This window comes from Bacteroidota bacterium (assembly GCA_018266755.1).
Classification (GTDB): Bacteria; Bacteroidota; Ignavibacteria; order Palsa-1295; family Palsa-1295; genus JAFDZW01.
The window spans coordinates 1,673,876-1,697,975 of the sequence record JAFDZW010000005.1; the positions used below are offsets into that span (position 1 = coordinate 1,673,876).

At 55.0% G+C, this 24,100-nt stretch carries 23 protein-coding genes and 1 tRNA gene; 9 read left to right on the forward strand and 15 right to left on the reverse strand.

The annotated features are described in order from the left end of the window. Positions 1 to 281: 281 nt before the first annotated feature. The 6 genes from JSS75_11770 to JSS75_11795 form a co-directional block, all read right to left on the reverse strand. On the reverse strand, positions 282 to 1,106 hold the full coding sequence (locus JSS75_11770) for a phosphate ABC transporter substrate-binding protein (GenBank protein MBS1904375.1): 825 nt from the start codon (positions 1,104 to 1,106) through the stop codon (positions 282 to 284). A 65-nt stretch (positions 1,107 to 1,171) separates the two neighbouring features. Next, the gene (locus JSS75_11775; protein ID MBS1904376.1) at positions 1,172 to 2,728 is read right to left on the reverse strand and encodes a hypothetical protein; all 1,557 of its coding nucleotides are present in this window, start codon (positions 2,726 to 2,728) and stop codon (positions 1,172 to 1,174) included. Between the two features lie 157 nt (positions 2,729 to 2,885). Continuing rightward, complete coding sequence (locus JSS75_11780; protein ID MBS1904377.1) at positions 2,886 to 3,347, reverse strand: hypothetical protein; 462 nt, start codon at positions 3,345 to 3,347, stop codon at positions 2,886 to 2,888. Between the two features lie 175 nt (positions 3,348 to 3,522). Next, complete coding sequence (locus JSS75_11785) at positions 3,523 to 4,659, reverse strand: hypothetical protein (protein ID MBS1904378.1); 1,137 nt, start codon at positions 4,657 to 4,659, stop codon at positions 3,523 to 3,525. A 149-nt stretch (positions 4,660 to 4,808) separates the two neighbouring features. Further along, on the reverse strand, positions 4,809 to 5,024 hold the full coding sequence (locus JSS75_11790; protein ID MBS1904379.1) for a hypothetical protein: 216 nt from the start codon (positions 5,022 to 5,024) through the stop codon (positions 4,809 to 4,811). 332 nt (positions 5,025 to 5,356) lie between these two features. Next, complete coding sequence (locus JSS75_11795) at positions 5,357 to 6,385, reverse strand: hypothetical protein (protein MBS1904380.1); 1,029 nt, start codon at positions 6,383 to 6,385, stop codon at positions 5,357 to 5,359. A gap of 346 nt (positions 6,386 to 6,731) precedes the next feature. Here JSS75_11795 and JSS75_11800 point away from each other — a divergent pair, with 346 nt between their 5' ends. Beyond that, positions 6,732 to 8,750 carry a pyruvate dehydrogenase gene (locus JSS75_11800; GenBank protein ID MBS1904381.1) on the forward strand — a complete coding sequence of 673 codons (2,019 nt, stop codon included), beginning with the start codon at positions 6,732 to 6,734 and terminating at the stop codon, positions 8,748 to 8,750. On the opposite strand, the gene JSS75_11805 is transcribed toward JSS75_11800, so the two are convergent. After that, on the reverse strand, positions 8,747 to 9,796 hold the full coding sequence (locus JSS75_11805) for a PorV/PorQ family protein (protein MBS1904382.1): 1,050 nt from the start codon (positions 9,794 to 9,796) through the stop codon (positions 8,747 to 8,749). The genes JSS75_11800 and JSS75_11805 overlap by 4 nt on opposite strands. A gap of 336 nt (positions 9,797 to 10,132) precedes the next feature. Here JSS75_11805 and JSS75_11810 point away from each other — a divergent pair, with 336 nt between their 5' ends. From JSS75_11810 to yidD, 4 genes are all read left to right on the forward strand, one after another. Further along, positions 10,133 to 10,666, forward strand: a complete 534-nt coding sequence (locus JSS75_11810; protein ID MBS1904383.1) for a TlpA family protein disulfide reductase — start codon at positions 10,133 to 10,135, stop codon at positions 10,664 to 10,666. A gap of 26 nt (positions 10,667 to 10,692) precedes the next feature. Further along, a complete protein-coding gene (locus JSS75_11815) occupies positions 10,693 to 12,966 on the forward strand; it encodes an HDIG domain-containing protein (GenBank protein ID MBS1904384.1) in 2,274 nt (757 codons plus the stop codon). After that, entirely contained in the window at positions 12,959 to 13,867 is a 909-nt protein-coding gene (xerD, locus tag JSS75_11820; protein MBS1904385.1) for a site-specific tyrosine recombinase XerD, read from the forward strand. The genes JSS75_11815 and xerD overlap by 8 nt, the downstream gene beginning before the upstream one ends. Positions 13,868 to 13,950: 83 nt before the next feature. Further along, positions 13,951 to 14,160: a membrane protein insertion efficiency factor YidD gene (gene yidD, locus JSS75_11825; protein MBS1904386.1), complete on the forward strand. Its 210-nt coding sequence runs from the start codon at positions 13,951 to 13,953 to the stop codon at positions 14,158 to 14,160. On the opposite strand, the gene JSS75_11830 is transcribed toward yidD, so the two are convergent. Beyond that, positions 14,142 to 14,570 (reverse strand): ribonuclease P protein component, encoded by a 429-nt coding sequence (locus JSS75_11830; GenBank protein ID MBS1904387.1) that lies wholly within the window; start codon positions 14,568 to 14,570, stop codon positions 14,142 to 14,144. The two genes, yidD and JSS75_11830, sit on opposite strands and share 19 nt — an antisense overlap. Positions 14,571 to 14,651: 81 nt before the next feature. Then, complete coding sequence (rpmH, locus tag JSS75_11835; protein ID MBS1904388.1) at positions 14,652 to 14,798, reverse strand: 50S ribosomal protein L34; 147 nt, start codon at positions 14,796 to 14,798, stop codon at positions 14,652 to 14,654. A 120-nt stretch (positions 14,799 to 14,918) separates the two neighbouring features. On the opposite strand from rpmH, the gene JSS75_11840 reads away from it, so the two are divergent. Further along, complete coding sequence (locus JSS75_11840) at positions 14,919 to 15,611, forward strand: molybdopterin-dependent oxidoreductase (protein ID MBS1904389.1); 693 nt, start codon at positions 14,919 to 14,921, stop codon at positions 15,609 to 15,611. Continuing rightward, positions 15,598 to 16,254, forward strand: a complete 657-nt coding sequence (locus JSS75_11845) for a cytochrome b/b6 domain-containing protein (GenBank protein ID MBS1904390.1) — start codon at positions 15,598 to 15,600, stop codon at positions 16,252 to 16,254. Before JSS75_11840 ends, JSS75_11845 begins: the two co-directional genes overlap by 14 nt. Positions 16,255 to 16,258: 4 nt before the next feature. On the opposite strand, the gene JSS75_11850 is transcribed toward JSS75_11845, so the two are convergent. Together JSS75_11850 and JSS75_11855 are read right to left on the reverse strand one after the other, a co-directional pair. Then, positions 16,259 to 16,909, reverse strand: coding sequence for an NAD(P)-binding domain-containing protein (locus JSS75_11850; GenBank protein ID MBS1904391.1), 651 nt, complete (start codon positions 16,907 to 16,909; stop codon positions 16,259 to 16,261). 21 nt (positions 16,910 to 16,930) lie between these two features. Further along, positions 16,931 to 17,473 (reverse strand): carbonic anhydrase, encoded by a 543-nt coding sequence (locus JSS75_11855; GenBank protein ID MBS1904392.1) that lies wholly within the window; start codon positions 17,471 to 17,473, stop codon positions 16,931 to 16,933. Between the two features lie 129 nt (positions 17,474 to 17,602). Between JSS75_11855 and JSS75_11860 the strand changes: the two genes are divergently transcribed. After that, on the forward strand, positions 17,603 to 18,100 hold the full coding sequence (locus JSS75_11860; GenBank protein ID MBS1904393.1) for a GNAT family N-acetyltransferase: 498 nt from the start codon (positions 17,603 to 17,605) through the stop codon (positions 18,098 to 18,100). A gap of 125 nt (positions 18,101 to 18,225) precedes the next feature. Here the strand turns inward: JSS75_11860 and nifJ are convergent, their stop codons facing one another. The 4 genes from nifJ to JSS75_11880 all read right to left on the reverse strand — a co-directional run bounded on the left by nifJ (position 18,226) and on the right by JSS75_11880 (position 23,676). After that, positions 18,226 to 21,798, reverse strand: a complete 3,573-nt coding sequence (gene nifJ / locus JSS75_11865; GenBank protein ID MBS1904394.1) for a pyruvate:ferredoxin (flavodoxin) oxidoreductase — start codon at positions 21,796 to 21,798, stop codon at positions 18,226 to 18,228. Between the two features lie 247 nt (positions 21,799 to 22,045). Next, positions 22,046 to 22,861, reverse strand: a complete 816-nt coding sequence (locus JSS75_11870; protein MBS1904395.1) for a DUF4097 family beta strand repeat protein — start codon at positions 22,859 to 22,861, stop codon at positions 22,046 to 22,048. A 17-nt stretch (positions 22,862 to 22,878) separates the two neighbouring features. Next, on the reverse strand, positions 22,879 to 23,424 hold the full coding sequence (locus JSS75_11875) for a hypothetical protein (protein MBS1904396.1): 546 nt from the start codon (positions 23,422 to 23,424) through the stop codon (positions 22,879 to 22,881). A gap of 179 nt (positions 23,425 to 23,603) precedes the next feature. Continuing rightward, positions 23,604 to 23,676 (reverse strand) — tRNA-Met (locus JSS75_11880). 114 nt (positions 23,677 to 23,790) lie between these two features. Between JSS75_11880 and JSS75_11885 the strand changes: the two genes are divergently transcribed. Continuing rightward, entirely contained in the window at positions 23,791 to 24,057 is a 267-nt protein-coding gene (locus JSS75_11885) for a hypothetical protein (GenBank protein ID MBS1904397.1), read from the forward strand. The last annotated feature ends 43 nt before the right edge of the window (positions 24,058 to 24,100 follow it).

Consider the following 24,100-nt stretch of genomic DNA (forward strand, 5'->3'; position numbering starts at 1 on the left):
GACTTGCCGAAGAAGATCGGCGACGCTTCCTTAAATACAAACACGAAGATCAGGATGATCGCCGCGAATGAAACGAAGGCGAGTATCCTGATCAGGTTCTCTGCAATTAGCTCGCCGATGCGTCGGCGTTTGCCAAGCGTCAGCGGAGTCGTTGGTTGTTGTGGTGACATCTCTGTTGTCGTAGAGAATACATGGCGGTGACACTGTCTGAGTTATCTCCCGGGGGGTGTGCCGCAATGGGAAAGCCCCCCGGGGAGATCGTATGTGTCACCACACTACTCTTAGCGAACCGGGAAGAACCCTTCGTTCTTCACGACAGCCTGTCCCTCCGATCCGAGGATCCAGGTGATATACTCCTTCAGTGCACCCGTCGGCTTCTGGCGGAGGTAGATGTAGAGGAAGCGTGTAATCGGATAATTGCCGCTCTTCACGTTCTCTTCGGTCGGCTTATATGCTTGGCCGCCATCGTACATCTTTACACCGCATTCTTTGATCCCTTTTGCATACCCAGCGCCGCCGTAGCCGATACCGTTTACGTCCTTCTTCACAGCGTTCACGACCGCTGCCGTACCCGGAAGCGTCTGCACACTGGAGGCATAGTCGGCATCGTTGAGTACGCGCTCTTTGAAGAACGAGTACGTACCCGAGCTATTCTCGCGACCATATAGGATGATCGGAGCATCTGCGCCGCCGACTTCTTTCCAGTTCTTGATTGCACCGGTGAAGATCCCTTTGAGCTGCGAGAAGCTCAGTTCATTGACACCGTTTGCTTCGTTGAGATACACCGTGAGGCCGTCCTTTGCAGTGCGAACTTCGATACCGGTCGAGCCGTAACGCTCACGAAGTTTCAGCTTCTCGGCATCCTTCATCGGTCGCGAAGCGTCACAAACGTCGATCGTGCCGTTGATCAGTGCGCTGATGCCCGTACCCGAGCCACCGCCGTTGACCTGAATATTCACTTCGGGATGTGCCTTCATATATTTTTCGGCCCACCGTTGCGCGAGCTGCACCATCGTGTCGGATCCCTTCACGGTGATCGTCTCGGCCGAAACCGATGCGAACCCGAAGACCGACGTAAGCAGGCAGATCGCGACTGCGAGCTTCATCGTAAGATTTGATCTGAAAGAGTTCATCGTAGCTATTCCTTTTCCTAATAGATTTGTATCCGTGATTAGAACTTGTACTGCATGCGGAATGTGAAGCGATCGTCATGCGCATCGGCAACCGTCGCAACCACCGGCGCGGAGCTCGTGCCGCCGTTCTTCGTGAATTGTTCTGTGGTGGGATGATCGTAATCGAACATCAGGCGCATCGAACCCGAGACGAACACGTTCAGATCGACCGAAATCGTATTGACGGCGAGGTCGCCGCCGAAGCCGGAACTGGCAGACACTCCGCGAAGCGACGAACCCTTACCACTCCCGTCGATCGAGAAGAAATCGGTGCCTTTCACCTTGGTATTCGGATCGAACATCTCATAGCGAACCGCAAGCTGCAACTCGTCCGAGAGGTTCTGCACGAGCATCGCATAGAAACCCATGACGTTCTTGTAGATCGTCGATGCGATCGGGTCGCCAAGCGCCGTGTAATCTGCCGAGGTAAAGAGTTTTGCCGAACCGTAGAACGGTGTCTGGCCGGAGTAGAACTCGGTCTTGACGATCGTACCGCCGATCGGAAGCACCGAGAGATAGAACTGCGCATCGGCACCGATGATCGAACGGTTTGTCGGCAGGAATGTGTGGTTCTGGTTGTTGAAAGTATGATTGCCATACTTGCCCTCGTTCGAAAGTACGAGCGCACCGTTTGTGCCTTCGTACTTGCCGATTACCTGCGACGGCTCGGTGATACCACCCATCGAGATGGAGCCCCCGATGTCGAAGCTGAACTCGTCGCTAAGGAGAAACGGCACACGGAAATGCCCGATGAGCTCCTTGCCCGGCTGGCCGATCGGCGAGCCGGTGGTACCGCCCGGAAGGCCGCCCTGTGTAGCCAACTGCAATCCCGTTTCTTTTGCAACGGCTGCGTTCGTCTTTACCTGAAAGAGCGAGTCAGCGCCGGCTGGTACAGCATACGTGCCTTGGCCGATCGGGGCCGAGGTGAAGCCCATCTTGTTATTCGCTCCCGGAAGCGCACCCGAGGGGCCCGTACCGAAATTATCCGTGCCGTTGAAGATGCCGAGTTCGATAAGCGGCTTAATACCTCCGAGATTCGGAGCGTATGCGACCTGCAAACCGAGATCGCGCTCGCCGTTAAAGAAGCGATTCTCGAAGAGCGAACGCTCCGTAACTTCGCGGGCGCTCGAGGAGTAGGCAATTTCATAACCGAATGGGCGGTTCATCGCGCCCATCGAGACCGTCAACTCCTTCGTTGCAAACCAGTCGGCGAAGACTTCCTTCATGACAACGCCGTTCTCCGTGATATCGGGATAGAGCGTATAGCCGATGCTGCCGGTCTTGTGAACAAACTTCACTCGACCACGACGGATCGTGAACGCGTTGCGGCTATTTACCTGGCTGCCGAGCGAATCGACATCCTGCCATTGCCACTGCGGTTGAATATACCCGGAGATCTTGAGCTTCGAGAGACCGCTGACGGTATTCTCCAGCTCGGTCACACGGTCGGTAACGCCGTCGACTTTGCCTTCGAGCGTGGATATCTTTTCGTCCTGTGCCGAAGCGTTATAGACTCCGACTGTCGAAACGAATGCAAGAAGAAAGAACAGTCTCATCCAGAGACGGGGTAAAGAGGTAGTCATAAATAGAATGTACTGCGAATGGAATCATGAATAATCGGATGCAAAAATCGCAGACCGGGGTTGCGAGAGAATTACAGAACCATTACTAAATTATTAAATAGCAAACGATACCGCAATAACCTGTTGATAATCAATGAATTGCGATCGGCATAACCGCTTTGGAATCGGAGAGAATTTTTACGGTCGAAATGTCGGTCACCGATACGGATGCCTGGGCGTGGTTCAGAAGTTCGTAGCCCGTCCAGCGTTTCCCGCCGCCGATGCTAACGTCATTGTCTTCTACTTTTATGGTCTGGAGGTAGAACCGGTAGGTCGTCCCGTAGATATCGCGGACTTCGATCTTCGTCTTGGCATCGACCGCTAACCGATAAAATCTTCCCGACTCATCCACCACCGGGATGCTCGTAATGCTCTGCCCATCGTAGGTCCAACGGGTAGAATCGGGGTTGTTGCGTTGTCGCTCTGCGTCGTTCGGGAGGCGGTAGGTATAGATCGTCTGACAGCCGCTCGAGAACATGACAAACACGAATGCAATCACCGCAGCAACACTGATGCTGCGTCTGGGCTGAACGATATCGTGCGCTGTGTTCATCGGCTCAAGGAAAGCGATGGAAGGGACGCATCAGTTCCGAGACAACACGAAGTTAATACACCCATAATACGCGGCGTCGTCCTGAACCCCACAAGTGGGTACAGGACGACGAGCTCCATTCGCGTGATTATTCGTTTCTGGGAGGACGATCCGCGCGACGATTCCTCGGTCGCTGTTAGAACTTATAGAAACACGTCACGCGCGGGACGATATCGGCATCCGATTCGACCTTGCCGCTAACGTTCGGCAGCTTGCTCGAATAGCCGGTGTACCAGAGGTTCGGCATGATGTGTACGTTTGTGACCGGCGTCCAGTCAAGACCGGCAACGATGAAGTTCTCCTTCGTCGTCGACGACTTTACATAAGTCGGCTGGTAGCCGATGCCGGTCTGTTCGTAGTTCTGATCGGGATTGAACATGTCGTAGCGAGCGAAGAAGTTCAGCTTCTTCTCGATGATGTTGCCCGTCACGTAGAACGAGAGACCGAATTTCTTCTGGTCAAGATTCGCTTTCGCAATCGTATCGACAACCGCATTCCCGAGCGTCTGGATGAATCCTTCAACGCCGATAGTCAGCGGAGCGGTCGCATAGGCTACGAAGAATTTCATTGTGCTATTGTCCTTCGGCAGCTCGGACTTGCGCTCAAGGTCGCCATAGACATTGACAATAAGCTTCTTGTCCATGAACTTGGCCCACAAGTCGCCATAGACACGCTTGTAGCGATCGTTCTCCGGCGCAGCGCCGGTGCCGTTCGCGTACATGATGTCGTATCCATAATTCTTATCGTCGGTAAACGAACCGCGCAGGCCAACACCGACGTCGTTCGATCCGGCGATGCCGTTCTTATCGAGCAATGTTTTCTCGACCGAGCGGTAACCCCAAACGCCTTCGCTCAGGAGAGCAAAGCTCGGCGTCGCTTGAGCGCCGAAGACCGCCGTCGCATTCGAGAAGATATTCTTCCACTGAATGTTCGCTAACTTCACATACACGGTGCGCTTACCGCTTGCATCGTTATTGCCTTCGTATGCAAGCAAAAACTCCGTCGTGAAATCGGGTGAGATGTCGTAGTTGTACCCGAGATAGACGCGCCGAACCTCGAAATTCGAGTAATCCTTTGGGACGCCGGCCCCGGAATACTGATTCGAGCCACGACCGAGCGAATCGGCATGTACCTTATAATAATAATCGGAAAAGAACTGAGCACTGAATTTGCCGGACGGCTTGAATGCGGAATCGGATTGCGCAAAGCCCGTGCCCCGCACGCCGACCAGCAAAATCACCGCCGCGGCTGCGATGTAGAAGTACTGTTTCATGAGATAGTGAGTAATTTCAGATAGAACGTGTGTGAATGCACGCCTACAAAAATCACAGTTGGACGTTACGTAGCATTTATGGGAACATTACGTCACTATTAACTTATGGGTACCCAATATATTGGCCTCCAATCGTAGAGGTCGCAATATTATCTACTTCGGGCCTCGATGGTGCCAACTGCCCGAATCTGAACACGAAAGCCATCGATCGACGTCGGCAATTGCTTGCGAATCGCGGGCGTATTGCGTTCAACGAAAATAACGACGCATGGCTTCCCATGCAGACGGCCTTCCCCGGTGCCGGTGACGCCGGGTATTTTCATCCATCGGTCCGTATTGCGCGCAAGCACTTCGGTGATGGTCATCGACTTCTTGGATTGAGTATGAGTTACAGCAGAATCACGGCGCACAGTCGAGTCGCCCCGGGCATGACCGAGTTGGAGCGAGAGTAGGAGGAATAGAAATACATTCATGCAAAAAACAACAGAGGGGCATCGAAAACGATGCCCCTCTGTATTCGGTTGGTGGTTACGATTTAAACGGCGTACAATGCTGTCATTCTGAGCGAAGCGAAAATCCCTGTGGCGGATCCTCACTGCGTTTCATTAAGGGATTCTTCGCTTCGCTCAGAATGACGATGATCATACAATCCGAAACTGATCCACGATTTATAGCCCACAAAAACCGTACGCTCCGATTAGAACGGCACGACGCTCACACCGAACGAGATGAGCACACTCGTGATCGGATTGCCGAACGTACCGCTCGAACCACCGGCAAACAGCAGTGCCACCGGATCGTTCGACGATGCCTCGACGATCAGCGAGCCGGAATCGCCTGCAGCGCTGAACGTGCCGGGCGTTACATACACCTGGTTGATGAAGCGAGCCGTTCCATGTGAGTATTGCACATTGATCGTGACGTTCACCGCGCTGACCGTCCCACCGGTCAACCCGGTAGTACGCCCGGTCTTTTTCACCGTCATGCCGACAGTTGCATTCCGTGCATTCGTCGTCGGCGTGTACGAACTAAGAGCCATCTGGCTTGTCGGGTTGATGCCGGACCCAATATTGGCGATTGCGCAATCAACCACATTGCTTGCATTACGCTTCATCACGATCTTCACGAAGCTATTGAGCGTGCCGACCTGTCCGGACGGACCGCAATTGAACTCATACCGACCTGGCTGATCGATCTTTTCACCGATCTTCGCGCTATTCTCGCGGGCGAATACATGGTTGTTGCTCAGCAAGTAGAACGTATTGTTCACGTTGTTCTTGACAACGCAGCCGATCGTCCCGGCAGCGCACTCATTATCGTTGCCAACGCTCACTCCGCTCCACATCGGAGCACGATACGTGCCGGTGAATTGTAGTGCACGTACTTCGCCGACATACTCCGTTCGGGTGCGCACACCTTCGATGTTCTGCGGAACGCCACGAACACCGTGATCGCTAGCGAACACGACAATCGCGGGCGAGCCGTCGTCGTTGACACCGACACCGGCGCCGACAACGCTTGGAAGTGCGAGTAATTCATCTTCGTGACGGGCTTTAATATCCGTCACACGATCGACATCCGCTTGGGGTAATTGGATGTGTGCTGCCATCGGCTGCACAGACGACGGATTCTGGCCGTCACCATTCGGCGTATTACATCCGCCGAGCATAGACGCGAGCATCATAACGGCGACGAGCGCCGATGCTCTGAACGAACGTGATTTCATTAGGGTCATTCGTAGTTTCCTCCGAGATCAAATAAGAGAAGTCAGTCGCGAGGAGGTCAGGGGGCTCCTCTGACAGAACATAGTGTCCCAATATAATCACTTTACGCACGATTTGGAGCCCGCGAGCGACATTTTTCTGGCGGCATGGAACGGCACATCCTTCTATGAATGTGTTATAATATATTCGATTCATGGCAGTTACTAGAGACCAGACAAGCGTGTTGGCAGACCCTCAATCCAAGGAAAAAACTCGTGAAATCACCACACCCCGACGGGTGTTTTACCGCCTTACACTGTTTAGACAAACGGCGAGCATCACATCGACCGCTATGCCGTGCCCAGAACAATGGCAAAGAAAATCACACTTCAAGAGATCGACTGGACTGCAGTCGCACGGACCGTACTGACCTCACGAGCGATCGACACGATCGAAGAGACGGAGCTCGTTCCGCAGGGGTTGGTCACCTATCAATTCTCCGCACGCGGTCACGACATGATCCAGGCCATCCTGAGCGAGCAGATCACACACCCGCACGATGGCGCAACCGTGTACTACCGCTCACGTCCGTTCGTGCTTGGACAAGGGCTCACGCCGGAAGAATCGATGGCCGCATCGATGGCGCGCAGCGGCGGAGTGCATGGCGGGCGCGATATCGGGGTCGTACACTTCCTTCGTCCGCGCGGACGCGGAACAGTGCTTCCGGCATCGGGCGACGTCGGCGCGCAATACTCGCCGGCGATCGGCTGGGCACAGTCGATCCTTTACCACGCAACTGTTCTCGGCGACGAATCGTACAAAGGCGCGATCGCCGTTGCGCTTGGCGGCGACGGCTCCGTTGCGGCAAACGGGTTCTGGGCAGCGCTCAATGCGGCGACGACGCAGAAACTTCCGCTGCTATTCTTCATCGAGAATAATGGATATGGCATCTCGGTGACCGGCGACTATCAAACGCCAGGCGCGAACATTGCGAAAAATCTCGCTTCGTTCGGCAATCTGAAGATCTTCGACGGCGACGGTACCGATCCGCAGCAGGCGAGCAAGTTGATCACCGATGCCGTTTCGTATGTTCGTTCATGGAGCGGTCCGGCACTGATTCATCTAACCATTCCCCGACTCGAGGGTCATTCGTTCGTCGATACACAGAGCTACAAATCGAAGGAGTTACTCGAACAAGAGCGTGCGAACGATCCGCTGGAAAAACTCAAGAAGTTCGTGCAGGGGCGGATCATGAGCCAGAAGCAGTGGGAAACGCTTGAGGCAGAAGTGACATCCGAAGTCGCTGCCGCGCGCGACCGCGCAAAGGCATCGCCAGTGCCCGACACGTCCACGGTGATGCAGCATGTATTCAGCATGTCGCAGCCCCAGATCAATCCGACAAAGGACGAAGGCGTACGCATGAATTTGCAGGATGCCGTGCGCAAGACGCTCGAAGTCGAACTTGCACGGAATCCGAAGCTATTGATCTTCGGTGAAGATGTCGGCGCAAAAGGCGGCGTCCATGGCGCGACGGTCGATCTGCAGCACAAATTCGGGAAAGATCGTGTCTTCGACACGTCGCTTTCGGAAGAAGGCATTATCGGTCGCTCGGTTGGTATGGCCTTTAGCGGTCTCAAGCCGGTACCTGAGATTCAATTCCGCAAGTATGCCGATCCGGCAACCGAACAGATCAACGATGCCGGCACCGTTCGCTGGCGCACGCGTTCCGAGTTCGTTGCAGATATGGTCGTGCGCATTCCGGCAGGATATGCAAAGAAGACCGGCGATCCGTGGCATTCCGTTAGCGGCGAGGCGGCATTTGCACACCAGATCGGTTGGCGCATTGCGTTCCCGTCGAATGCCGAAGACGCCGTCGGTCTTCTGCGAACCGCACTGCGTTCGAGCGATCCGACGTTCTTCTTCGAGCACCGAGCGCTGCTCGACACACCGCAAGGTCGCGCGAATTATCCCGGCGATGAATTCATGGTACCGTTTGGCAAAGCCCGAATTGTCCGCGAAGGCACCGACGTTACGATCGTCGCATGGGGAGCAATGGTCTCCCGAGCGGAAGAAGCGGCAACGGCTTCGGGCGCATCGGTGGAAGTGATCGATCTTCGCACCGTCATGCCGTGGGACAAAGCGGCCGTGCTTGCATCGGTTCATAAGACGAGCAAAGTGATCGTACTCTGCGAAGACAACTGGACGGCGAACATGGCCGCAGAGATCGCAGCAACGATCACTCAGGAGGCGTTCGAAGCGCTCGATGCTCCGGTAGAACGTCTTTCAACGCCGGACGTACCGATCCCCTACAATGTCGGATTGATGGATGTAGTACTGCCAAGCGTAGAGAAGATCACCGAGACAATAGCGAAGCTCGTTCGGTATTAGAACAGGTACGCCGCACCAAAGCGGTGTACGTCCGAGATCGCCGGGCCCATGGCGCTCAGGGAGTAGTCGATATGGAGCTTCTGGAATACCATTCCGAAGCCGAAGGAGAAGCCGCCCATCCCGAGGCCGGAGGGCGTTTCGAGATCGCGACGTTTCTGGTTTTCATACCCGAAACGCAGACGGACGACTTTGCTGACGGTGAACTCACCGCCGATCGAAAAATCATTCAACGCGTACCAGAAATTGCGGCCCTCTCGGTCGCGCGTCAGGTTGCGAAACGCAAGATGAACGGTCAGCGGCAACCGCTCCAGCTTCTTCGATACGCCGACTTCGAGATTGAACGGAAGGTTCTCCATCACTCCGTTATAGCTCGAGAGCTGCTTGCCGATATTGAGAGCAGATGCACCGATCGTCAGCAGTAACGGCTTGCTTTCGTAAAACACACCGAGATCCGCAGCAAGCCCCGATGCACTATACGAACCCGACACGAGCGTCGACGAAATGTATTTCACCGTCACGCCATAGCGGACCGGCTGCTCGGGGATAATCGAAGAATATGCCGCCGAGAGCACGACATCGGACGCCGAGAACGTACTCGTTGCCTGCCCGAGTGCATCAGCGCCTTGGAAGGTGCCATAATCCATATACACTGCCCCGAAGCCGATCCACGCATCCGACCCCAAAAATTCCGGTGCCGGCTGACTATAGACGAGGTATCCCTTCGACATCCCTTGGTCTGCCCCGACAGGCAGTGTTGTATAACCGACGGAGATCAACGACCCGGGAGCCGAAGAATCTCGTTTCGTCTGGGTCGAAAGCGCAGCAGGATTCGTGAATAATGTCGTCGGGTCGTCCTTCATCGCCACAAAGGTATTCCCCAGTGCCGCAGCCCGTGGGCTGACCGCCGTGGTGAGGATATCGAATACCTTGGCACGACCGGAATTCTCATCCCCGCCGATCGTCGACGCAGTTTGAGCAAATGCAACACTTCCAAGCGTCGTCACCAGGACGAGAACGCTTGCGGCAGAGTGGACGATATGACGCATTTTCAGCAAGTTGTACTTACTACACCCGAACCTCCATGTGAGTTTCACTACTGGTGGGGTAATAATCCGGTTACTCGAGCCGCAAACCGGTATGAATCTTCAGTCCACAGTAGCCGTGGACGTAGTGAATCGTCTCAACTAACCGTTTAGCTGTCATTCTGAGCAATGCGAAGAATCCCTCGATGAAACCCAGTGAGGTACCGCCACAGAGATTCTTCGCATTGCTCAGAATGACACCCGCGTAAACCGTTCAAACGGAACCACTCCCCGCCACCGCGAGTCCGCACGAAAAACGCGGAAAGTTTGTATTACAAACTTGGAAGGAGTCGTACTATTATGAAGAGTAAGCGCTCAGTGGTCGTCGTAGCTTTTTTCCTCGTTGCAGCGATGGGGATTTTCCTGTTTGCACGCCCCAAAGCAGAGGACATGAAAACCACCGTTATCGAAGAACAACAACCGGCCAATGACTTCTCATTGCAGGACCTTAACGGTAAGACCGTTAAACTCTCGGACTTCCGAGGAAAGACCGTCGTGTTGAATTTCTGGGCAACATGGTGCGGCCCGTGCCGGAAAGAGATTCCGGATTTCATCGATCTCCAAAATCAATACGGGAAGGACGGCCTGCAATTTATCGGCATTGCCATCGATCAGGAAGGAGCCTCGGTCATCAAGCCGTTTGCCGAGAATGCGAAAATGAACTACCCGGTGCTTGTCGGCAACGACGAAGTATTCGCAAAGTTCGGCGGCAGTAATGCGATTCCCGTGACGCTCTTGATCGACAAGAAAGGCACCATCCGCAATACCTACGTCGGGGCCAAGCCGAAGCAAGCGGTCGAAGACATGGTATTGGCGCTGATGCGCGAGAAATAATCGAGCGCACTCGCAATCCGATTAGCATGAAGCGATTCCTGCGGCGATTCTTCGAGCGCATCACGCGCGCCTTGCGCAGTAATCGGTGGCGTCGTTCGAAATTCGTTCGGCTGACGATCGGTATCGGCTTGACGCTCGTGCTTGCCGTGCTGTTCCCGCAAGCACAATCGCCGCAGAATGTGACCGGTTACTCCGTCGGCGCACTCTGGACGAGCGCCGATGTCGTCGCGCCGTTTAACTTCCGCCTTCTCAAAGATCCGACCAAGTACCGCGGAGAGGTCAACCGCGCGTTAGAGAACTATTATCCGGTGTTCATCTTCGACACGTCGGCAAAACAACGGACGATCGACAGCGTCCGCACCGTCTTGGCGGCGATCGGCGCGACGAGCGATAGCGGTGCGACAGCGTCCGAACCGGTCTCGAAGATCGTTGCGACTGCAGAACTCTCGTCCGACGAGACGACGCTAATTCGCCGCTACGTCAATGAATCGCGAACGTTGACTGCAAAATCTGCCGAGCCGGATTTGCAGGCGATCACATCGGTCATCGGTGCGGTATTCGATAAGAGTCGCATCTGCACCAACGTCCCTGCCGAGTATCAGTCCACCGATCGGAAGATCGTGATTCGCAATCGTTCGACCGAGGAAATTCTTGTTACGGCCGGAAGCCTCGCGTCCCGAGACGCCGCGAAGAACGATCTCACCGAAGGCTTCGATCGTGTCGTGCGAGGAAAGAGCGAACTTCGCAAAGCACTGGGCAAACTCAGCGCCGCGTTGCTGGTGCCGAATGTATCCTACGATCAATCGCAATCCGACAGTTCGCGCAAGCTGATCGCGGCGCGCGTCCCTCGTACCGAAGGCGTGGTACTCGAAGGGCAGAAGATTATCGGCAAAGGCGACGTCATTACGCCGCAGGCCAAAGCCGCGCTCGAAAGCCTGGCCGAAGCACGCATCGAGCAAGGCGGTACCGGCACGATGATCGGCCGTGCGCTCGGCACAATCGGGCACGTCTTCATCATCGTGACGCTGTTCGTACTCTACGTCAAGTTTATTCGCCGGCGCATTTATAAAGACAATGCGCAACTACTTCTGATCTCGGTCATCCTGATCTTCCCCGCGCTGCTGGCGTATGTGTCGGTACTGATCCACACCTCGTTCCCGGTCGAGTATCTGATCTTGATCCCGGTATCGTCGATGCTGCTGACGGTGCTCTTCGATTCGCGAACCGGATTCTATGGGACTGTAATCGCCGCGCTGCTTGTCGCCGGTATCCGCGGCAACGACTATAACGTAGCACTCGCCGGACTTTCGGCCGGGGCGTTCGCTGCCTACACCGTACGCGATCTTCGCAGCCGCTCGCAACTCTTCACGAGCATCGGGTTCATCTTCCTCGGCTACGTGATCGCGATTGCAGCGCTGTCGTTCGAGCGCGGCATGCCGCTGAACGAACTGGGGCTCGAGCTAATCGCCGCCGCGGTGAATTCGCTGATCTCGCCTGTGCTGACGCTCGCATTCGTCTATGTCGTCGAAGGGATGTTCGATACCGTCAGCGACCTCCGGCTTGTGGAATTCGACGACATCAACCATCCGCTTCTGCAGCGGCTTTCGCTCGAAGCGCCTGGGACGTATCATCACACAATGCTTGTCGCGCAGCTATCGGAGAATGCCGCCGTTGCCATCGGAGCGAACGCCCTGCTCGCGAAAGTTGGTGCACTCTACCACGACATCGGCAAGATCGCATCGCCCACGGATTTTATCGAAAACCAGATCGCCGATCAAGCGAACGTGCACGACACACTCTCCGCGATCGAAAGCGCTTCGAGAGTACGCGCACATGTCATTGCCGGGATCGCACTCGCGCGCGAACATAACTTGCCCGAGAAACTGGTTGATTTCATCCCGATGCATCACGGTACGATGCGCATCTCGTTTTTCTATCAGCAGGCGTTGAACTCGATGTCGGCCGGCGGAACGCTTGACGATTCGCTCTTCCGCTATCCAGGCCCGAAGCCAAATTCGAAAGAGACGGCGATCCTCATGCTTGCCGATGCGTCCGAAGCCATCACCCGCAATCTCGGTTCGCACATCGAAGAACCGACTGTCGAGATCCTTGAAACAGAACTCGGCATGCTCTTCCGCGACCGCATTGCCGACGGGCAGCTCGACGAGTGCGACCTGACGATGCGCGACCTCGTGATCGTTCGCAACGTTTTCGCACGACTGCTTATCGGCACATTCCACTCGCGCATCAACTACCCGCAAGCGTCTGCAAAGCGTACCGAGCCCGCCTCCAATGCCTGAGCCGAGGAAACGAAGCCCCGAGGAACGCGCGTATCTGTCGTACCTAAAGATCGAGCGTGGCCTCAGCGGCAACTCGCTCGACGCCTATGGCCGTGACATCGCGAAGCTCGTGACGTTCCTCTCGGATCATAGCAAATCTGTATCGACTGCGCGAACGGCCGACCTACAACGATTCGTCAAAGAACTCTCCGAAGCCGGACTCGAACGCACGAGCATCGCGCGCATCGTCTCTGCGATTCGCGGCTTTTACCGGTATCTGCTTTCGGAGCGAATGCTCACGAGCGATCCGACCGAAGCGCTCGAACTGAAGTCCCCACGCCGGCAACCGCCCGAAGTGCTCAGTATCGACGAAATCGAACGTATCCTTTCGCAGCCAGACCGCTCGACTCACAAAGGTATTCGCGACCGTGCCATTCTGGAGTTCTTGTATGCAACGGGTGCGCGAGTATCCGAAGCGACCACTCTCACGCTCTCACAGTTGTTTCTTGCCGATGGTATGGTCCGACTGTTCGGCAAAGGAAGCAAGGAGAGGATTGTGCCGATCGGCGGTGTTGCGATCGAATTCCTCGACGAATATCTTTCGACCGTTCGTCCCATACTGATTCATAGCGACCGCATGACCGATGCAGTGTTCTTGAATCAAAAGCTCGGCACCGGGATGAGCCGCATGGCGATCTGGAATATCATTCAGGAATATTGCCGCGCCGCTGAGATCGAAAAGCACATCACGCCGCACACGATGCGCCACTCGTTCGCCACCCATCTGCTCGAAGGCGGCGCCGACCTGCGCATCGTGCAAGAACTCCTCGGCCACGCGGATATCTCAACGACCGAGATCTATACGCATGTTGATCGGTCGTATCTGTTGGAAGTGCATAAACAGTTTCATCCGAGGGGGTAGCCGAACCTGCGCCTATAGTGGAGGCGGCACGCAGCAACCCTATAGGATTGCAATAATATCGACCGCAGATTCGTTTTATCTACATGCGAAGTCTCTTCGTTTTGCTCATCAGGCTCTACCAGAAACTGCTCTCGCCGTTTCTTGGCAACAACTGCCGGTTTCATCCAACCTGTAGCGAGTATATGGCTCAGGCCGTCACGAAGTATGGTGTGTTCAAAGGAGGATGGATGGGTATGAAGCGCATCGGCCGTTGCCATCCGATGCATCCGGGCGGCTATGATCCCGTGCCCTGATTCTTACTGACGACGAGCGCGAGAGCCGAGAGGATCGCGTCCACTTCACCGACGACGATATCCCAATGCATCGTTGCCGACGGCGGAGCATCTACTTTGATACTCACAAGAATCTGCTTCCCTCGTTCGGCGGCCATCAAGATCAATTCGGAGTGAGCCGCTGAACGAATAATGGCCTCCCGAAACCACCGCTTGATCGTGTTGCGCTGATTCGCGCGGCGGACCGTCCGCTTCGGAACGATGAATATGAACATCACCGCACACTCTCCCTCATCGAGATCACGGAGTGCGTACCGAACCGGCAATCTGCCCGAATGACGCAGCCGCTTACCGCCTCGAAAGACGAGGTCGATATCCCGCTCGAGGCGGATCATCGTCGGGGCGATATGTCGGTGAGTCGCTTCGATCATCGTCGGCTAAAAGTACGAAGAGCATCGCCGACCGTGGTCAGCGATGCTCTCCAATGAATTTCTTGCGCAGTACGCCGAGACTTACTTCTCGTCGCTGACCGTCAGCTTCCAACGGCCTTTGGCGCGACGTGCACTCAGGACGCGCTGACCGTTCTTCGTGGCCATTCTGGCGCGGAAACCGTGCTTATTGGCCCGTTTGCGGCGGCTGGGTTGGAATGTACGCTTCATTTCTTACTTTCTCCTTCGTCTTAAAATTGGGACGCTGATAACGCCCTTGGGGGCCGGAAAGTTCTGATTCGACATTTTTTCCACAATCTGACGTATTTTTGACGCATAACAAATACCATGATGTGCCGATCGTTTTTTAGCGTACTGATCTCTGCCTGTCTCTGCCTCGCCTCCTGCGATGCAACACCGGACGGGAAGGTCGAGAAAGTCCTTAACGGCTTCCAACGATGGAATGACGCTGTGCAACAATCGGCCTTCAGCCAGACCAAACGTGCACCCCAAATCGAGGATAAGGATCTGACGCCGGAATCGAAATTTCGCGTCAACAACTACGATACCGATACCCCGCCATCCGATACCACCGATAACTGGCGGCTGCTCGTCACCGGGAAGGTGAAGCATCCCGGCTATTATTCACTCGCCCAGATCAAGGAGTTGGCGAAGCAGGTACAAAATTCAAAGCATGTTTGCGTCGAAGGATGGAGCATGAACGTTAAGTGGGGCGGTGTCGCCCTGTGGTATTTCCTCGATTGGGTCGGCGCCGATTCAACGGCCCCATACCTGTACGTCGAGTGCGCAGACGGTTACTACGAGGGCTATGACATGGCAAGTGTCCGTCATCCCGAGACACTTCTCTGCTACGAGGCCTACGGCAAGCCGTTGACACTGAAGCATGGCGCTCCGTGCCGCATCGTGATGCCAACGAAACTTGGATACAAGAGCGCAAAGTGGCTCAGGAAGATGATCATCACCGACAAGAAGCCGGGAGGCTATTGGGAAGATCAGGGGTACGATTGGAATGCGGGTCTCTAAGGCAATGCGAGTCAAGAACGGTAAGGCATATCATCATCCGATCATCGTCAGGCTAACACACTGGCTAAACTTCGTCGCACTCTGTTTGATGATTGCAAGCGGTATGCGTATCTTCAATGCGTCTCCGCTCTTCGATTTCAAATTTCCACATGTAATCACGCTCGGCGGCTGGCTTGGCGGGGCACGTCAGTGGCATTTCGCCGCAATGTGGCTCTTCGTATTTAACGGCGTGGTTGCAGTGACCTACAACATTATCTCGCGTCACGGCCGCACGACAACGATCTTTCGCACGTCGGACATCGGCGGAGTACTTCCAATGATCCGCTATTACTTGCGTCTCGACAAGCAACATCCGCCGGTCGAGAAATACAATGCATTACAGAAGCTCGCCTACACCACTACGCCGTTTCTCGGCCTTGGCGTCGTACTCTCGGGGCTGGCGATGTATATGCCAGTCACTTTACAAGAGATCACGTTCATCTTCGGCGGATACGAGCTTGCACGATGGTTTCACTTCCTATTCATGTGCGGACTCATCGCCTTCTTCCTCGGGCATCTGTTCATGGTCTCCATCTCGGGCTGGTCAAACTTCTGGTCGATGATCAGCGGATGGAAACGAGTCGATGCACATCAACGGACGTAGTGGGTTATCGACGAACGATGTGCATGTTAAAGTTCGGTGTACCGAGCGTACCCATGAACCGCACCCAATAGATCACGTATGCTTCCATCGGCCGTGCAGCCGTGAGGTCGCCGAGGTCGTGGATATGCTTCCAGCCGAACCAGTTCGTGAGGATATCCTTCACGGTCGCTTTCGCCTCGGTATCGTTGCCGCAAAGCATCATGTCATGGTCGCCCGGAACAAGCGAGGGGTTGACCATCACGTTGCAGTTGACCGTATTGAGCGTTTTGACGACCTTGGCATTCGGAAACTCACGTTGGATGGATTCAGCGAGCGAATCCGTATTGCCGATGAGCAGTGTCGGCGGCATGCCCTTTGAAAAGTCGAGCGGATTGGCAATGTCGACGAGCACCTTGCCGTCGAGGTTTGCAGCACCGGCAGCCTGCAGTGCAGCAAGCGAACCGTCGCCGTTCGTACAATTAAAGACGATCTCGCCGAACTTCGCAGCATCGGCAAACGTCCCGACCGAGGCGTTCGACCCGTTGGCAGCGGCCCAGGCAGCCGCCTTTTCGTTGGTCGCAGAACGCGAACCCATCGTCACATGGTGGCCAAGGCTTACGAGCTTCGTCGCGATCGCGTTGCCGACCATTCCCGTACCGAGTACTGCAATATTCATGGGTATCGTTGGTTGACTATGTTAGCTTTCTTTGATCAAATAGATGCGATTATCTTCCACTTTATAGAGCATCGGCGCAACCATGATGTGCGGGTACCGAAGTCGGAGTCGCTTGGCTTCCGAAAGAACGAAATCGACTTCGTTGCCGATCTCGAACATCGGAGCGAACTGATAGAAATGCTCTTCGGCCTGAGAGCGGTCCCAGCCGGCATCATCGACCAAGCCTTTGATGAACTGGTCTTTTCGGGCAACGAGATTTACCATACCGCAATTGGTATGCCCGATCAGCGCGATGTGTCGTACGCCGCCAACACTGATCGCATACGAGACCTTGAATTCGCTGTACCGGAGGTTCGCACCGCCCGTACGAATGATATACGAAAAGTTATCGGGGATCCGCAAATGCTTGCGGTTATCCATGCACATGCCGATCAATAGCTGCGGGTTGGTAATGACATCGAGTTCTCTACCGAGGTCATGGTACTCCAGCAATCGGCCGATCGGAGTGTCGCGGTACTGAGGAAAGATGTCTTCGGTTGAGTTGATAGCTACAAGTCGGTTCATGTATATGCGCGATTTAGGTCAAGAATGAGCACTCTATATAACACCGTGCGAGATAAGTTCGCTTCCGGTCCAACTGACGGACAAATTCGTACAACGGACCGGATTCAAGGACTGTTACCAAATCGTCACATGCCATCGCTCGAATCCATCACTCTTCGAACAGACCTTCGTCCCGGAGATATCGGGACGATCACACGTCTGCATGGGCAGCTGTACAATAAAGAGTACGGCTGGGGGATCGGCTTCGAGGCGTATGTAGCATCGGGCCTGGCTGAATTCTATGAACACTACGATCCTTCCCGAAGTCGAATTTGGATCGCTGAAGACGACGGTGCCTTCGTCGGCTGCCTCGTTCTGCTTGATCGCGGCGAGGCTGCCCAACTTCGCTATTATCTCGTCCTCCCGGAATACCGCGGCATCGGTCTCGGCAAGAAGCTGATGTCATTGTTCATGGATTTCTATCGCACCTGCGGCTACCGGTCTGCATACTTATGGACTACCCGCGACCTAGAGAGTGCGGCACACCTCTATACGCGAGTAGGGTTTCAACTTGCCGAGGAAAAAGAAAGTGGGGGCTTTGGGAGAGCAGTGATCGAGCAGCGGTACGAACTAGTCCAAACGACATAATCTATTCTCGGACCGATACAAGTGATGACGGGAACCCCGACCCATCCATTGCCACCCACAATCAGACAGATCAGAGCCCCCGCCATCATACTACACAGAGCGTCTCATAAGCGCCGAGGGTCTGTTTAGAGACCTTTCAGCGCCATGATCTTCTCCCAATTGTGGCCGATCTCTTGTTCGGCCATGATCAAGAACTCTGCACCCCGTTCGGGATCCGAGTTCTTCACAACATTGAACCTGTTTTCCTGATAGAGGAAATCGGCAAGCGGGATGTTCGGCTCTTTCGAATCGATCACGAACCGTTCGCCCTTTGCTTTCATAGGGTTGTACCGGAAGAGCGGCCAGTAGCCCGACTTCACGGCGTTCACCTGTTGTGATACGCCATGCGCCATGTCATAACCATGAGCAATACAGTGGCTGTATGCGATGATAAGCGACGGGCCCGGGAACGCTTCGGCTTCCTGCAATACGCGAACCGTATGGACGTCATTCGCGCCCATGGCGATCTGGGCAACATACACATTGCCGTAGGCGATGGCCTGCCAGGCGAGATCCTTCTTGTCGGTAGACTTTCCCTTGATCGAGAATTTCGCACTCGCTCCAAGCGGCGATGCTTTCGATTTTTGTCCTCCGGTATTCGAGTACACTTCCGTATCGAGCACGAGTATATTTACTTTCTCTCCGGTAGAGAGCACATGATCCAGCCCGCCGAAGCCGATGTCATAGGCCCAACCGTCACCGCCGACGATCCAGACGGATTTGTCAACGAGATCTTCGGCAATGAAGCGAAGCTGTTTCGCCGGCAGGGTGCCGATCTCATCAAGACGCCGCTTGAGCTGCTGGACGTTTTTGCGGAGTTCGAGCATATAAGTCTCGCTCTGATCGTACGGCCGCAAGATCGCATCGACGAGTTCGCCGCCGATCTGGTCGCGCATCGCGAGCATCATTGACGTTGCAAACTCCTTCTTCTTGCTCGCAGCGAGCTTGATGCCAAGGCCGAACTCGGCGTTGTCCTCAAAGAGGGAGTTAGCCCAAGCCGGTCCGAGGCCGTCTTCGTTCGTCGTCCAGGGCGTTGTTGGCAGATTGCCGCCATAGATCGACGAGCAGCCCGTCGCATTGGCGACCAGCATGCGGTCGCCGAAGAGCTGCGTGAGCAATTTGAGATACGGCGTTTCACCGCATCCGGCACATGCTCCTGAAAACTCAAAGAGCGGTTCGAGGAGCTGGGTACCCTTGACCGTATTATGATTGACGCGAGTACGATCAATGTCGGGAATGCCGAGGAAGAAGTCCCAATTGGCACGCTCGGTTTCTTTGAGCGGAAGTTGGGGCGACATGTTGATGGCCTTGTGGCCCTTCTCCTGCCTGCTCTCGACGGGGCAGACCTCTACACAGAGCTTGCAGCCGGTGCAGTCTTCGACCGCAACCTGCAAGGTGTAGGATTCCTGTTCTTTGAAAAATTCTTTCCCGATCGGCGCTACATGTTTGAACGTCTCGGGTGCTCCTTCAAGCAGCGAGTTATCATACACTTTGCATCGAATTGCTGCATGCGGGCAGACCATGAAGCACTTCCCACACTGCGAGCAAAGATCGGCATCCCAGACCGGGACGATGTCAGCAATGTTGCGTTTCTCGTACTTTGTCGTCCCGCTTGGGTACGTCCCGTCTGCGGGGAATGCACTTACCGGCAGCTCATCGCCATCACCGGCGATGATCTTTCCGAGCACTTGACGTACGAAGTCCGGAGAATCGTCCGGCACCGGATGGATCAGTTCGCGCGAACCGATGGCATAGGCGGAGTAGTCGATCTCGAAGAGATTTTCAACTGCCTTGTCAACGGCGACATAATTCTTTTGCAGCACGGACTCGCCCTTGCTTCCGTATGCCTTCTTGATGTACGTCTTGATCTTTTCGATCGCCTCTTCCCGAGGCAGGATGTTCGAGATGGCGAAGAAGCACGTCTGGAGGATGGTATTCACTCGCGAACCCATTCCCGTCTCCATCGCGACCTTCGACGCATTGACGACGTAGAACTTCAGCTTCTTGCCGATGATCTCCTGCTGGATCTTCGCCGGCAGGTGGTCCCACACTTCGTCTTTCGAGTATGGTGCATTGAGCAGGAAGGTTGCGCCTTCTTCTGCATGCTTCAAGATATCGTACTGCTCGATGAAATGGAAGTGATGGCACGCAATGAAATTCGCCGAGTCGATGAGATACGTCGAGCGAATCGGGTTCTTCCCGAACCGCAGATGCGAGGTCGTCAGCGAACCGGATTTCTTCGAATCGTACACGAAGTAGCCTTGAACGAAGTAGTCAGTCGTTTCGCCGATAATCTTGATCGAGTTCTTATTTGCACTGACCGTACCGTCGGAGCCGAGGCCGTAGAAGAGTCCGCGAAATATGTGCTGCGATTCGAGCGAAAAGTATGGATCGACCGGAATGCTCGTGAAGGTCACGTCGTCGGTAATGCCGATCGTGAAGTGATTCTTCGGGGCACCTGTCGCGAGTTCGTCGAAGATGCCTTTGACCATGCCCGGAGTGAATTCCTTCGAGGCAAGGCCATATCGGCCTCCGATGATCACCGGCATTTCCTTATACCAACGTTCTTTGAACGCTGCGACGACATCGAGATAGAGCGGTTCGCCGATGCTGCCGGGCTCTTTGGTACGGTCGAGCACGGCGATCTTCTTGACCGTCGTCGGGAAGCAACCCATGAAATCCTGAATGGAGAATGGGCGGTATAATCGGACGTTGACGACACCAACTTTCTCGCCCAAGGAGTTGAGCTTGTCGACCGTCTCCATCACTGCACCTGCAGCGGAGCCCATGACGACGATCACGCGATCGGCATCCCATGCGCCGTGGTATTCATACGGTTGGTACTGTCGACCTGTCAACTCGGCGAACTGCACCATCATGTTCGTCACGACACCCGGCACACGCTGATAGTACTGATTGACGGCTTCGCGGCTCTGGAAATACACGTCGGGATTCTGCGCCGTGCCGCGAATGAACGGATGTTCAGGGTTCAAGGCCCGTGTCCGGAACGCGTCAACCGACTCGGAGTCGATCATGGTTCGGATGAGGTCGTCTTCGACCACGTTGACCTTCGTCAACTCATGCGACGTTCGAAAACCGTCGAAGATATTCAGAAAGGGCACCCGGCAATGCAGCGTCGCCGCATGGGCGATCAGAGCCATGTCCATCGCTTCCTGTGCGCTGCATCCGAACAGCATTGCGAAGCCGGTCTGGCGAACCGCCATCACGTCCGACTGGTCACCAAAGATCGAGAGGGCATGCGTGGCGACCGCGCGGGCCGCAATATGAAAGACCGTTGGCATCAGTTCGCCCGCGATCTTATACATATTCGGGATCATCAGCAACAATCCCTGCGAACTTGTAAATGTCGAAGCGAGCGCTCCACCTTGCAACGCACCGTGGAGTGCACCGGCAGCGCCGGCTTCGGATTGCATCTCGACGACCGTCGGTACTTCACCGAGGATGTTCTTGACCCCATTGGCCGACCACTCGTCGCAATGTTCGCCCATCGCCGACGAGGGCGTGATGGGGTAAATGGCACATACTTCTGAAGCCTTATACGCGATCGTGGCGGCGGCTTGGTTGCCGTCCATGATTGAGGTTCGTACAGCCTTCTGGGGTGTCGCTGGGGTGGCAGAAGCCTGCTCACTGACTTGCATGTTGTTTCCCTTTCAAATTAGAATGAGCGATGCTCATCACCCCCGGAATGCAAATTGTATTCCAAGTTGGGCACGAAACCGTAACTTGTTTATTCAAATGAGGTTTCCGACATACACCCCCAAATATTTGCTTCCAATGATAATCGAATGAAAAGATTTTTGACGCACGAGGGACTTACACACCGAAAAAGAAAAGGCGAAGGACAATGCCTTCGCCTTTGCACGATTTGAACCTTGTGCTTATTACTTATCGGAGTGTAAGCACTTTGATATTTCCGCTGGAAGTCTCCAGATGCACGATCTTCCCGCCTCCGTTAATATCCATGCGTAGATCGCCGCTGTAGCTCGACGACGAGGTACCACTGTAGTTCACGGTAATATCTCCGCTCGAAGTGGAGAGATCAAGCGTAACCGGAGCCCCATCGGCAAGCCGCACCGTCACATCACCGCTGGAGGTCGAAACCTCCACACCATCAAAGTCCTTCGACGTGACGGCCAGATCGACATCACCACTCGAAAGATCGAGCGATGCACCACGCCCACACGTTGCAGTCACATCACCGCTGGAAGCATTCGCGACAATACGCCCGGTTGTCGACGCGGTGATGTTCCCGCTTGTCGTATTGAGGTTCATGTCACCCGTCATATTGAGCGCACGGATGTCTCCGCTGCTGGTCTCGAGATCGAGTGCGAGACGGCTCGGTGCGGAGATGGTCAGTTCTCGCAGATGTGCAAGCTCTTGATCAGCTTGATCCGATGTCACGATCAACTCAGCGGTGGTGCTGTTCGTTGCCCAGGAGAAGGTGAGGTCCTGAGCAATCTGCTTGGCCTTCTCGCTGCTCGATGCCCAGATACTCATGTTGGCGGTTGCAACGATGGTATCGGCATTCCAGCCCGTGACGGAAATGTCATCGGACGAACGATCGACTTTCAGGGCCGTGAAGCCCGTCGCGCGCTGCGTGGATACTTTCTGAACAGACTCATCGACAACGTTCGTGATGCATCCGGTGAATGTCAGAGCAGCGGCGAACGAAAGAGCAAGGGTTGTAAAGATGATTCTCATGGAAGTAGCAAGGCAAATTAGAAGTGGTATTTCAGTGCGAGCCCGGTAGCATAGATCATCGCGCCACTCGGCAGGCCGTGGTCGGTCATGATGTAGGCGTTCGAAATGACATAGCTGAATCGCTCCATCAATCCGATGGAGAACGACCGGCTCGTAAAGACGTCGAGCCCGACACGCACAAACGGCGCTGCGCCCAATCGCGTGTTGAGGTCTGCGCCGAAGCGGATCTGCAACGGAACACCGGCAGCGGCAACAGCGTGAAGGCTTGACGTGAGCGCTTCGTGGTATTCTACCATCGGCGCGATCACAAGGGCGCTGCGATTGCCACTCAAGAGCGTCGTGCTTGCGTAGCCCAACTGTTCAAAGCCGACGCGCATATGGTCGCTGAGCAGATAGCTAAATCCAAACCCACCTTCCCAGAGCCAGGTATTGTTGGGCCCAATCGCCGTCGAGCCGCTGAAGCTCACTTCGAACGGCAATACGCTCGTTTGCTCGGAGTCCGCAACAGACAAGTGTGTCTGGGCTGTGGAACTGGTGGAAGCAGTTAATACGAACAGTAGCATGAGAATGCTCATGCACTGACTAATTCGAGGGAATTGCATGATTCAGTGAAGTTGTGATGACAAAAATATTGCATCCGGTGCGAGAATGCAAATGCTGATGGGCAAAAGTACGGAGACCGGCAGGAAGTGTTTCCGTAAAATACAAAAGCCGCACCTTTCGGCACGGCTTTCATCGCTTGTAGCGGGGGTAGGACTTGAACCTACGGCCTTCGGGTTATGAGCCCGACGAGCTACCAACTGCTCCACCCCGCGATCCTATACTTGTTGGGGCACTGACAACGAGGGGTGCCCATGCATGGTTCCATGACCCAGTGTTCAAACGCATTCGCTCGGCGAGCCGTTATCTTCGAACAACGATCAGATCACATGGCATCCAAACGCATCCGCAGACCACCCCTGACCGAGAAAACCATGCTCGGGCTTCTTGAGATCATCGCTTTCGTCCGCTCTGCAGAGCCGGCCGACATTCTCGGTGACGATCCGCGGTCGTGGCGCGGGACCCCTCGCGCCGCGGAGCTCTCGGACCGTCAGCGGGCAATCGAAGCCGCGTGTAATTGGATCGAGAGTCTGCAAGAATATAGAGTGCGCAAAACGGCGAGCCGCGCAACCCGCCGTCCGCGCATCGACGAGTGACTGCGAATTGCATCCGCTTCCGAGCACAATTCGTGTGCAGCAA